At 70.7% G+C, this 11,245-nt stretch carries 11 protein-coding genes; 8 read left to right on the plus strand and 3 right to left on the minus strand.

What is annotated here, in order from left to right; all coding sequences use genetic code 11:
- The first annotated feature begins 73 nt into the window (after positions 1 to 73).
- The 6 genes from pseB to AB0E90_RS15750 are packed head-to-tail and all read left to right on the plus strand — an operon-like array spanning position 74 to position 6,175.
- A complete protein-coding gene (gene pseB / locus AB0E90_RS15725; protein WP_360404850.1) occupies positions 74 to 1,063 on the plus strand; it encodes a UDP-N-acetylglucosamine 4,6-dehydratase (inverting) in 990 nt (329 codons plus the stop codon).
- Complete coding sequence (locus AB0E90_RS15730) at positions 1,063 to 2,187, plus strand: aminotransferase class I/II-fold pyridoxal phosphate-dependent enzyme (protein WP_360404853.1); 1,125 nt, start codon at positions 1,063 to 1,065, stop codon at positions 2,185 to 2,187. The genes pseB and AB0E90_RS15730 overlap by 1 nt, the downstream gene beginning before the upstream one ends.
- Positions 2,188 to 2,191: 4 nt before the next feature.
- Positions 2,192 to 3,019: a hypothetical protein gene (locus AB0E90_RS15735; protein ID WP_360404856.1), complete on the plus strand. Its 828-nt coding sequence runs from the start codon at positions 2,192 to 2,194 to the stop codon at positions 3,017 to 3,019.
- Positions 2,986 to 4,446 carry a hypothetical protein gene (locus tag AB0E90_RS15740; protein WP_360404859.1) on the plus strand — a complete coding sequence of 487 codons (1,461 nt, stop codon included), beginning with the start codon at positions 2,986 to 2,988 and terminating at the stop codon, positions 4,444 to 4,446. Before AB0E90_RS15735 ends, AB0E90_RS15740 begins: the two co-directional genes overlap by 34 nt.
- Positions 4,443 to 5,168 (plus strand): glycosyltransferase family protein, encoded by a 726-nt coding sequence (locus AB0E90_RS15745; protein WP_360404862.1) that lies wholly within the window; start codon positions 4,443 to 4,445, stop codon positions 5,166 to 5,168. Before AB0E90_RS15740 ends, AB0E90_RS15745 begins: the two co-directional genes overlap by 4 nt.
- Positions 5,165 to 6,175: a spore coat protein gene (locus AB0E90_RS15750; RefSeq protein WP_360404865.1), complete on the plus strand. Its 1,011-nt coding sequence runs from the start codon at positions 5,165 to 5,167 to the stop codon at positions 6,173 to 6,175. The genes AB0E90_RS15745 and AB0E90_RS15750 overlap by 4 nt, the downstream gene beginning before the upstream one ends.
- On the opposite strand, the gene AB0E90_RS15755 is transcribed toward AB0E90_RS15750, so the two are convergent.
- Positions 6,153 to 7,166 (minus strand): NADPH:quinone reductase, encoded by a 1,014-nt coding sequence (locus AB0E90_RS15755; protein WP_360404868.1) that lies wholly within the window; start codon positions 7,164 to 7,166, stop codon positions 6,153 to 6,155. The genes AB0E90_RS15750 and AB0E90_RS15755 overlap by 23 nt on opposite strands.
- A 249-nt stretch (positions 7,167 to 7,415) precedes the next feature.
- Between AB0E90_RS15755 and AB0E90_RS15760 the strand changes: the two genes are divergently transcribed.
- Positions 7,416 to 7,886, plus strand: a complete 471-nt coding sequence (locus tag AB0E90_RS15760; protein WP_360404871.1) for a response regulator — start codon at positions 7,416 to 7,418, stop codon at positions 7,884 to 7,886.
- A 50-nt stretch (positions 7,887 to 7,936) separates the two neighbouring features.
- On the plus strand, positions 7,937 to 9,409 hold the full coding sequence (locus tag AB0E90_RS15765; protein WP_360404874.1) for a DHA2 family efflux MFS transporter permease subunit: 1,473 nt from the start codon (positions 7,937 to 7,939) through the stop codon (positions 9,407 to 9,409).
- Here AB0E90_RS15765 and AB0E90_RS15770 read toward each other — a convergent pair.
- Together AB0E90_RS15770 and AB0E90_RS15775 are read right to left on the minus strand one after the other, a co-directional pair.
- Complete coding sequence (locus tag AB0E90_RS15770) at positions 9,393 to 10,427, minus strand: S66 peptidase family protein (protein ID WP_360404877.1); 1,035 nt, start codon at positions 10,425 to 10,427, stop codon at positions 9,393 to 9,395. The genes AB0E90_RS15765 and AB0E90_RS15770 overlap by 17 nt on opposite strands.
- 7 nt (positions 10,428 to 10,434) lie before the next feature.
- On the minus strand, positions 10,435 to 11,058 hold the full coding sequence (locus AB0E90_RS15775; RefSeq protein WP_360404880.1) for a response regulator transcription factor: 624 nt from the start codon (positions 11,056 to 11,058) through the stop codon (positions 10,435 to 10,437).
- Positions 11,059 to 11,245: the final 187 nt, after the last annotated feature.

Raw genomic sequence — 11,245 nt, forward strand, 5'->3', positions numbered from 1 at the left:
CTACGAAGCTGACTATGCTTCCGGCTCGTACTGCCCTCGTGCTGCCCCTGGTTACCCCCTCTGGAGCTCAATCGTGTCTGTACTCAGCGGATCCTCGATCCTCGTCACCGGTGCCACCGGGTCGTTCGGCAAGGCGTTCCTCCGATACGCCCTCGACAACCTGGACCCGCAGCGCATCGTCATCTTTTCCCGGGACGAGCTGAAGCAGTACGAGCTCCGCCAGATGTTCGGCGACGACAAGCGCCTCCGGTTCTTCCTCGGCGACATCCGTGACCGCAACCGGCTCGCCCGCGCCATGCACGGCGTCGACTACCTGGTGCACGCGGCCGCGCTCAAGCAGGTCGACACCGCGGAGTACAACCCGTCGGAATTCGTGAACACGAACATCAACGGCTCGCAGAACGTGCTCGACGCCGCGATCGACGCCGGCGTCAAGCGGGTCGTCGCCCTCTCCACCGACAAGGCGTCCAGCCCGATCAACCTGTACGGCGCGACCAAGCTGGTCGCCGACAAGCTGATCATCGCCGGCAACCACTACGCCGCGACCCACCCGACCCGACTGTCGGTCGTCCGCTACGGCAACGTGATGGGCAGCCGCGGCTCGGTCGTGCCGCTGTTCCGCCGCCTGGCCGCCGAGGGCAAGAGCCTGCCGATCACCGACAAGCGGATGACCCGCTTCTGGATCACGCTGCCCGCCGCGGTGAAGTTCGTGGTCGACTCGTTCGACGTGATGGAGGGCGGCGAGCTCTTCGTGCCCCGGATCCCGAGCATGCGGATCATGGACCTGGTCGAGGCGGTCGCGCCCGGCTCGCCCACCCACGAGACCGGCATCCGCCCCGGCGAGAAGCTGCACGAGGAAATGATCGCCTCCGACGACAGCCGCCGCACCCTGCGCTTCCCGGACCGCTACGTGGTGCAGCCGGTCGCCGCGAGCTGGGGCTACGAGACCCCGGCCGGCGGCGAAGAGGTCGCCGACGGCTTCAACTACCGGTCCGACAACAACGACCTGTGGCTGACCATCGATGACATGCGGGCGCTGATCGCGGCCGACGAGAAGAACTGATGCTGCCGTACGGGCGGCAGTCGATCGACCAGTCGGATGTCGAGGCGGTGCTCGCCGCCCTCGGCAGTGACTGGCTGACGACCGGCCCGCGGGTCGCCCAGTTCGAGGCGGACATCGAGGCCGTCGCCGGCGCCCCGGCCGTGACCGTGACCAACGGCACGACCGCGCTGCACACGGCGTACGCGGCGGCCGGCGTCGGCCCCGGCGACGAGGTCGTCACCACCCCGATGACGTTCGTGGCGACCGCGTCGTGCGCCAACCTGTTCGGCGCGAAGGTGATCTTCGCGGACGTCGAGGACGAGACCGCGAACCTCGACCCGGCCGCGGTCGAGGCCGTGGTCACGTCGCGCACCAAGGCGATCGCGGCGGTCGACTACGCCGGCCACCCGGCCGAGTACGACGCGCTCCGCAAGATCGCCGAGCGGGTCGGGGCCGTGACGATCGGCGACGCGGCGCACGCGATCGGGTCGACCTACCACGGCCGCCCGGTCGGCACCCTCGCCGACCTGACCACCTTCTCGTTCTTCCCGACGAAGAACCTCACCACCGCCGAGGGCGGCGCGGTCGCTTCCACCCGGCCCGACCTGCTGGCCGCGGCGCGCACGTTCCGCAACATCGGGATGGTCCGTGACCAGGACAAACTGCGGCACCCGGACGAGGGCGGCTGGTACTACGAGGTGCAGTCGTTCGGGCTGAACTTCCGGCTGCCCGACCTGCTCTGCGCGCTGGGCAGCTCGCAGCTGAGCCGGATCGCCGAGTTCAAGGCGGCCCGGCAGCGCCTGGTCGCCCGCTACGACGAGCTGCTCGCCGACGTGCCGGGCCTGCGCCTGCCGGTGCAGCGCGAGGGCGTCGACCCGATGCGCCACCTCTACCCGGTGCGCATCCTCGACGGCCGGCGGCGCGAGGTCTACGACCGGATGCGCGAGGCCGGAATCGGCGTGCAGGTCAACTACATCCCGGTCTATTGGCACCCGGTCTACGCGGACCTGGGTTACCGCCGTGGGATGTGCCCGGTGGCCGAGGCCTTCTACGCTGAAGAGCTGTCATTGCCGCTCTTCGTGGATCTCACCGACGCCGACCAGGATCGTGTCGTGGAGGCTCTGCGGACCATTCTCGGGAGCTGACCGGTTGCACCACGCCAACCACTTCTACGGGCACGCGCACGTGCTCGCCGAATACTGCGGCCTCGATCCGGCCAAGCCACCCCGGATCGACGGCTACGTGCAGCATGGCTGGAATGTGGTGGACGGGCTCGGTCCGGGCACGCCGTACGCGCCGGGAAAGCCCATCTTCCTGTGGTCCGAGCAGACCCGGCGCCGGGCCTGGTCGATGGGTCGCCGGCAGGCGACCGTCATCGGCGCACCCTTCCTCTACCTGCTCGAGTTCGCCGCGCCACCGGTCGACCCGGTCCGCCGGGGCACCATCTGGTACCCGTTCCACGGCTGGGAGCGCCAGGACGTCGAGGGCGACCACCGCCGGCTGATCGACGAGATCATGGCGACGGAGCAGGGCCCGGTCACGTTCTGCCTGTACTGGCACGAGTACCGCAACGACCAGGTCCGCGCCACCTACGAGAAGGCCGGCCGGGTGATCTGCCACGGCTACCGCGGCAACCAGTGGCTGGACACCGACATCCGGTTCCTGCACAACCAGCTGGCCGAGCTGCGCGCGCACGAACGGGTGGCATCGAACAGGTTGAGCAGCGCGATCTTCTACGGGGTGGCGGCGGGCTGTCGCCCGGCGGTCTACGGTGACCCGATGCAATTGGAGTCCGAGGATCTTTCGACCGCCGAGCGGATCCGCCGCCAGTGGCCGGAACTGCACGGCAAGCACCCCGATCCGGCCGCGGCGGGGCCGGCCGCGCTGGCCGAGCTGGGCGCCGGCTATCTGGCCTCACCAGCGGAACTTCGCACCATGTTCGGGTGGGCACACGACCGGGCGGCGGCCGCGGCATGATCCGGCTGATCGGCGGAGAGATGCCGAGCTGGACCGAGGATCAACCAGCCGCCGGCGGAGCGTTGTTACGCTACGTGGTCGAACAGCTGCCGACCGATGCCGAGGTGCTGGTCGCCGGGCCGCATGACGCGGCGTTGATCGAGGCGCTCGCCGCCCGAGGGCCGGTGACCTGCCTGGTCCGCTCGCAGACGGAAGCAAACGCCCTGGCCGCCACCGGCGTCGACGTGCTCTGCGGCTCGCTGCCCAAGCTGGACAGCGAGCGCTGGGACGCCGTGGTCGCGCTCGACGGCGTCGGCCGGCTCTGCTCGGTGGAGGGCCCGCAGCTCGACTGGGCGGAAAGCCTGGCCGTGCTCAAGCGGGCGCTGCGCCCCGGCGGCACACTGCTGCTGACGGTGGAGAACGCGCTGGGCGTGCACCGGCTGGTCGACCCGGCCACCGCCACCGCCGTGCAGGACGACAGCGCGTGGCGGCCGCTCGGCGAGTTCGACGACAGCCGCCCCGGCACCCCGGCCCGGCTGACCGCCCGGCTCGCCGACGAGGGCCTGACCGCCGACTGGTTCGGCGCGGTCTGGCCCACCCCGGCCGCACCCACCCTGATCACCACGCCGGCGGCGCTGGATGACGGCCCGGCCGGCGCCCTCGCCGCGCTGACCGCGAGCGCGCTCGCGGTGGCCTACGCCGAGAAGAGCGTGCTCAGCGATCCTCGCCGGCTCTCCTCGGCGGCCGTGCGCGCCGGCCTCGGAGCGGAACTCGCGGCCGGCTGGCTGGTCGTGGCCCACCTCGCGCCGCGCACCGCGCCGGTGTTGCAGCTGCCGGCCGTGCTGCTCGGCGACGGTCCGCTGGGCGAGCGCGCCCTCCCGGAGGGGCGGCTGCTCGAGGAACTGCTGCTCGAGGCCTGCTTGTCCGGCGACCTGCCGGCCCTGCGCCGGCTGCTCACCGGCTGGATGGCCGCGCTGCCCGAGGCCACGGCGGAGAACATCGTCGTGGATCACGACACTTTCGTGGCGCTGGACCCGAACGTGGCGGCTGCGCCGGACGCGCTCCGCCGTTTCGCCCGCACGCTGCTGACCGGCGGTTACGCACACCCGTGGCCAGCCTTCACCGAGCTTTCGGCCCTTACCGCGATCCTGCATGGCGCCGCAGGGTTGCCTGGCGACTACCCCGCGGTTATGGACGGCGAAGATCCGCTTGTGCCAGACTCCCGCCGCGAGCATGAGGAACAGCTCCGGGCCCTGCGCCGCGAGTTGGCCGATGCCGCCTCCCGCGCCGAGTTCTACGAGAAGCTGCTCACCAAGCGGGAGAAAGAACTCCAGAAAGCTCGCCGGCAGATCGCCGCTTTCAGCGACAAAGCCGGCTACCGCTTCGTGAAGCTTGGGTATGGCGTAGCGCGTAAGGCCCGTAACCGCCTTCGAAAAGGTAAGAAATGACCACCCTTGGGATTATTCAGGCGCGGATGGATTCCTCGCGCCTTCCGGGCAAGGTTCTTCTCCAACTCGGCGGCCGCTCCGTGCTCGAACGCTGCGTGCGCGGCGCGCAGCTGAGCGGGGTCCTCGACCAGGTGATCGTGGCGACCACCGTCGAGGCGACCGACGACGTGATCGTCGAGGAGTGCGCCCGGATCGGGGTGCCCTGCCACCGCGGGCCGGTCGACGACGTTCTCGCCCGGTTCCTCGGCGTGCTCGACGAGTACGCCAGCGACATCGTGCTGCGGTTCACCGCGGACAACCCGCTCATCGACCCGGCCATCATCAGCCGGGCGCACCGGGTGTTCGTGGCGGCCGGCGCCGATTACCTGACCACCTCGATCGCGCACACCCTGCCCCGCGGCATGGACGTCGAGATGGTCCGCACCCCGGTGCTGCGCGCGGTCGACGGGCTCGCCACCGATCACCACCGCGTGCACGTGACCTCGTACATCTACACGCACGCGAACGACTTCGACGTGATCGGCCTGACCCTGCAGCCCGACCTCTCCCACCTGCGGCTGACGGTGGACACCGAGGACGACTGGCGGGTGGTCTCGGCGATCGTCGACCACTTCGGCGACGAGCCGGTCCCGCTCCACAAGTTGGCCGCCTGGATCGAGAGCCGGCCCGAGCTGGTCGAGTTGAACGCGCACGTCCTGCAGAAGGCCCTCGTTCAGGCGTGACGGTCGTCGGAATTCGCTGCGACGCCGGTGCTCGCACCGGCGTCGGGCATCTGGTCCGGTGCGTCGCGCTCGCCGAGGAGTTGATGGCCCGCGGCGCCCAGGTCCGGTTCCTCGCCGACCTCGGCGGCGTCCGGTGGGCCGAGTCCCAGCTCACCCAGCGCGGCCTGCCCTGCGACCCGCCACCGGCCGACCCGGCCGGGCTGGTCGCGGCGGTCGAGCGGCTGGGGATCGACGCGCTCGTGATCGACTCGTACACCCTGCCGCCGGCGCACAGCGTGGCGGTCCGCGCGGCCGGGTGGCCGGTGCTGGCCATCGTGGACGGCGATTTCCGCGGCCAGTCCGCCGACATCTACGTCGACCAGAACCTCGACTCGGTGATCACGATCGCCGACGCGGTCGGGCTGGCCGGGCTCGACTACGCGCTGCTGCGTGGCTCGGTGCGGCAACTGCGGCCGCCCGCTCCCCCGGTGCACGACTCCACCCGTACACCTAGGGTGGTTGCTTTTTTCGGCGGAACCGACGCCTACCGTGCCGCGCCGCAGGCAGCCGCACTGCTGGCGGCGACCGGCGTTGCCTTCGACGCGACGATCATCGGCGCCAACGAGGAGCTGCGGGCGGAACTGCGCGCCGTCGGAGTTCGGCCGGGCCAGCAGTTCGAGATCATCCCGCCCACCGACGACCTGCCGAAGCTGCTCGCCGGCGCCGACCTGGCGGTCAGCGCCAGCGGCACCTCGACGTGGGAACTGCTCTGCCTCGGCCTGGCCTCGGCGCTGGTCTGGGTGGTCGACAATCAGATTCTTGGGTACGACCGGACCATGGCTCGCGGCTTCGCGGCCGGGCTCGGGCAGCTCGGCCACTTCGACGACCGCTCGGTCGAGACGCTGCGCACCCTGCTGACCGACGCCGGCCTGCGCACCGCCCTGGCCGCCCGGGGGTGGGCGGCCGTGGACGGGCGCGGCGTGGAACGGGTGGCCGACGCGCTGCTTACGGCTGCGTCACCTCGATGACGACCTTGCCGACGGCGTTCTGCTCGACCGCCTCGTGGGCGTCGCTCACCCGCTCGAACGGGAACCGCAGGATCGGCAGGCCGGCCTCGTCACCGACCCGGAAGACGCCGCCGTTGACCGCCTCGGCGACCGACGCGACCGCGTTGTCCTTCTCCTCGGTCGAAGTCGTGTAGGTCAGCACGAAGTCGAGGCTGACGTTCTTGAGCATCGCCTTGAAGCTCGGGATCGTGAGCTCGCCGCCCACGTAGATGGCGATGTTGCCACCGGCGGCGATCACGCTGAGGTCGGTGCGCAGGTTCTCGGTGTTGACCTCGACCACGACCTGCACACCCGCCGGCGCCAGCTCCTTGACCCGGGCGACCACGTCCTCCTCGCGGTAGTTGATCACCGCATCGGCCCCGGCCGCGGTGGCCAGGTCGGACTTCTCCTTGGAGCTGACCGTGGTCAGCACGGTCGCGCCGGCCCACTTGCCGAGCTGGATCGCCGCGTTGCCGACCGCGCCCGCACCGCCCGCCACCAGCACCGTCCGCCCGGCCAGGGCACCCGGCGCGAGTCGCGCGGGCCCGTCGCCGGCCAGCGTGAGGCACCGATGCGCGGTGAGCGCCGGAATGCCCAGCGCCGCGCCGACCTCGAACGGCACGTCGTCGTTCATCCGCACCACCTGCCGGCGCGGCAGCACCACCATCTCCTGGGCGGTCCCGTTGGCCCGCCCGTAACCGGCGTCCCACACCCAGACCCGGTCACCCACCTCGAGCCCGTGCACCCCGTCGCCCACCGCATCGACGACGCCGGCGCCGTCCTGGTTGGGCACGCGCGGCGGGTCGACCCCGTCCGGCACGCCACGACCGGCACGCGTGCCGGTATCGGTCGGATTGACGGCGGACAGCACGATCCGGACCCGGACCTCACCCGCCCCTACCGGCGGGGTCTCCCGCTCGACGATCTGCAGGACGGCGGCCGGACCTGGCTCTTCAAAGACGGCAGCAAGCATGCATCACACATTAGGCCAGCACTTGCCGGGCACCACCCGGCATGTTTTCCGGCCGCTCCGGCAGCGTGGAATGCATGGGGCCAAGGTCATAGGCATCGCCGACACGCATGACACACCCACCTCACTGTGCACGTACGTCACAACCTAACCGTTGTGCACGTACGTGCACATTGACCGAAATGGCTCAGCGGCCTCCGGCATAGTGCCGAAGAGCAAGGTGTTCCACTTGGCCCGGCCCTGGAGGCAACCGTGTCAACCGTGCTCATCGCCGACGACGATGCCGATCACCGCGAGCTGCTCGGCCTCGCGCTGCGCCGCGCCGGGCACGACGTCGTCGTCACCGTGGACGCCGCCTCCGCCCTGGCCGCCCTGCGCGGTGGCGGCATCGACGCCGCGCTGCTCGACGTGCGCATGCCCGGCGAGTCCGGCATCGAGCTGTGCCGCCGGCTGCGCAACGAGCCGGCCACCGCCCTCCTGCCGGTGATACTGATCAGCGCCGACGTCAACGACCGGCGGATCCTCGACGCCCTCGACGCCGGCGCCGACGACTACCTGACCAAGCCGTTCCGCCGGGCCGAGCTCTGCGCGCGGCTGGAGAAACAACTGCTGAACCGGTCGGCCATGGCCGCTCCGGGGGTCGGGGCCACGTGGACCCCGACCCGGTCGGTCCGCGCCACCGTCATCCGCGAGTCGGAGACCCTCAGCAGCAACATCGCCTGAAGTCATCCGACTGATGCCGGGCCGATCGGGGCCCGCGTAGCCTCGGCGGCATGGCCGACGAAGCTTTGATCAAGTACCGCAGCTCCACCGGCCGCTGGGTGCTGCTGGCCACCGTGCTCGGGTCCAGCCTGGCCTTCGTCGACGCCACCGTCGTCAACATCGCGCTCCCCGCGATCGGGCACAGCCTCGACGCGGAATCAGCCGGCCTGCAGTGGACGGTCAACGGGTACGCGTTGAGCCTGGCCTCCCTGGTCCTGCTGGGCGGGTCGCTGGGCGACCGGTTCGGCCGCAAACGGGTGTTCCTGATCGGCGTCGCCTGGTTCGCGACCGCGTCCCTGCTGTGCGGGCTAGCGCCCACGATCGACCTGCTGATCTCCGCCCGGGTGCTGCAGGGCATCGGCGGCGCGCTGCTCACCCCGGGGGCCCTCGCCATCCTGGAAGCGTCCTTCGCCCGCGAGGACCGGGCCCGGGCGATCGGCGCCTGGTCGGGGCTCGGCGGGATCGGCGGCGCGCTCGGACCGTTCCTCGGCGGGTGGCTGGTCGAGGCCGGCAGCTGGCGGTACATCTTCCTGATCAACGTGCCGCTCGCCCTGATCGTGCTGCTGGTGGCGGCCAAGCACGTGCCCGAGTCACGCAACCCGGCCGCCGCCCGCCGGTTCGACGCCGCCGGCGTCCTGACCGGGGCGATCGGGCTGGGCGGCCTGACCTACGGGTTCACCGCCTGGTCGGCGCGCGGGCCTGGTGACCCGATCGTGCTGATCTCGCTGGCGGTCGGGGTCGCCGGTCTGGTGTCGTTCGTGCTGTCCGAGCGCCGCTCGCCGGAGCCGATGGTGCCGCTCGGGATCTTCCGGACCACCGCGTTTGCCGGCGCCAACCTGGTGACTTTCCTGGTCTACGCGGCGAACGGCGGGGTCTTCTTCCTGGTCGTGATCAACCTGCAGGTGGTGGCCGGGTTCACGCCGCTGGTCAGTGGCATCGCGATGCTGCCGGTGACCGTGCTGATGCTGCTGCTGTCATCCCGCGCGGGCGCGCTCGGGCAGCGGATCGGGCCGCGCATCCCGATGACGGCCGGCCCGCTGGTCTGCGCGGCGGCCCTGGTCTACCTGTCGATGATCGGTCCGGGCGCGTCCTATCTGACCGACGTGCTGCCCGCGGTGATCATCTTCGGGCTGGGGTTGTCGCTGCTGGTGGCGCCGCTGACCTCGACCGCGCTCGGGTCGCTCGACGACGCGTACGCCGGGATCGCCTCCGGGGTCAACAACGCGGTGGCCCGGGCGGCCAGCCTGCTGTCGGTGGCGATCCTGCCGCTGGCGGCCGGCCTGGGCGCCGGCAGTCTCACCGTGGCCGATCAGCTCCATCCGGTCTACCGGCACGCGATGCTGATCTGCGCGGCGCTGATGGTGGGCGGCGGTGTGCTCGCGTTCTTCCTGATCCCGAACCGTCTGGCCGCCCACGCGCCGGCCGACACCTTCTGCGATCCATGCGCACCGCCGCTCCGCAAGCCGCTCAAAAGTGCGCGATGATCCGCCGAGCCGGGCCGTCGATGGTCATCGCACCGCCGTAGGGAAGGATCCACTGCGGCGCGGTGTGTCCGAAATCGACACCGAAGACGGCCATCGCGCCCGGGTTGTAGGTCGCCAGGGCGCGAAGGACGGCCTCGCGCTGATCATCCCGGAACTTCGCCCGCTCCGGCTGCGGCGGCCGGTTCTCGATGTTGCTGGCCTTGGCGGTGGCAACGACCACGGCGGGGAACTGTTCGAGCAGGCCGCGCTCGCCGGCGTTGCGCAGCACCCGGAACACGTCCTCGGCCGAGGGCATCTCCTCCGAGGTCTCCAGCAGCAGGACAGCGCCGGCGTAGTCGGAAGCCGGCCTGATCCACCGGTTCGCGGCCAGGTTCCAGCTCACGATCTCCATGCTCCCGCCCCAGGTCGGCCCGGCGACGACCCGGTCGGCCTGGTGCCAGACGAAGCCGGGGCTCTCGACCCTCGGCGACGACGTGGTCAGCGACGCCGGGTCGGCCCAGCTCAGCTCCTCGTCGGTGAAGGTCGCGACCGGGGTGATCTCGAGGTCGATGGTCTCGAAGAGGGCGGCGCGCAGCGAGACCAGGTGCTCGGGGTCGACCGCGCCACCCCGGCCGAGGTGCACCATCGTCGAGCCGCCGTGGTAGCCGGCCACGCCGTGCATCCACAGCCAGTTGAGCAGGTTGGTGTTGTCGGAGTAACCGAAGTAGGGCTTCGGATCGGCCCGGAACGGCGCCGGGTCGAGGTGCGGCAGCACGGTGATCTGGTCGCTGCCGCCGATCGTCGCGAAGACCGCCCGGATAGTCGGATCGGCATAGGCCGCCATCAGGTCGGCGGCCCGGTCGGCGGGTGACGCTCCCGCCTGCCGGGTCGTCGGGAACTCGACCGGCTCGAGGTCGAGCAGTTCCCGGATCCGCTGCATGGCGAGCTCATGGGTGGCCGGATAGACCGCCGGCCCGGCCCACGACGGAGAGACGATGGCGACGCGATCGCCGACCTTCAGTTTTGGGGGGTTTTCCACCCGGACATCAGATCATCCCGGCGCGCAGCGCGTAGGCCACCGCGTGGGAGCGATTGCGCAGTTTGAGGCGATGTGTCACGCCATAGATGACGTTTTTTACGGTCCGCTCCGAGTAACAGAGCTTCCCGGCGATCTCGTTGGTGTCGAAGCCGTCCGCCATCAGCCGCAGCACGTCGATCTCGCGCGGCGTCAGCCCCGACGCGTTCAGCCCGTTCGGCGCCAGCACGTCCCGCTGCATCCGCTCGACCTGCTTGAGCAGCTCGCCGACCAGGTTCGGCGGCATCACCCCGCCACCGGTGGCGGCCGCCCGCACGCTGTGCGCCAGCCGGTCGGCGGTGACCGCCGAGCGCGGCAGGATGCCGACCACCCGGCACTCCACCGCGGTCATCAGCTCGGCCTCGACGATCTCCTGGCAGACCAGCACGATCGGCGAGCCCACGTCGGCGCCGGCCCGGCGCAGCCCGGCCACCACGTCGGGAGTGAGCCGCTCGGCCGCCGCGACCAGCACGTCGGCGTCGTGCCGCTGGTTGGTGCGCAGCACCACCATGTCGTTTCGGAACTGGAGCAGCGCGGCCAGCCCGGCATGACTGACCGGATCCATCGCCTGCAACGCGACCTTGACCTGTTCCATTGGCTGCTCCCCTCTCAGAGGTGTGGGAGCAAGTGTCGGAAAAGGTTCTTCAGAGAACCTTCAGAGATCCTTCAGGACGGAATACAGGCCGATAGGCCAGTTCAGCAGGGGGGTCGGCGAGCGCGGAAGGGCTACACCGGAGGACTGCCCGTAAGGACGGTTTCTGTTATCCATTGACACCCGGCCC

It is taken from the genome of Actinoplanes sp. NPDC026619 (genome assembly GCF_040638295.1).
In the GTDB taxonomy this organism is placed as follows: Bacteria; Actinomycetota; Actinomycetes; order Mycobacteriales; family Micromonosporaceae; genus Actinoplanes.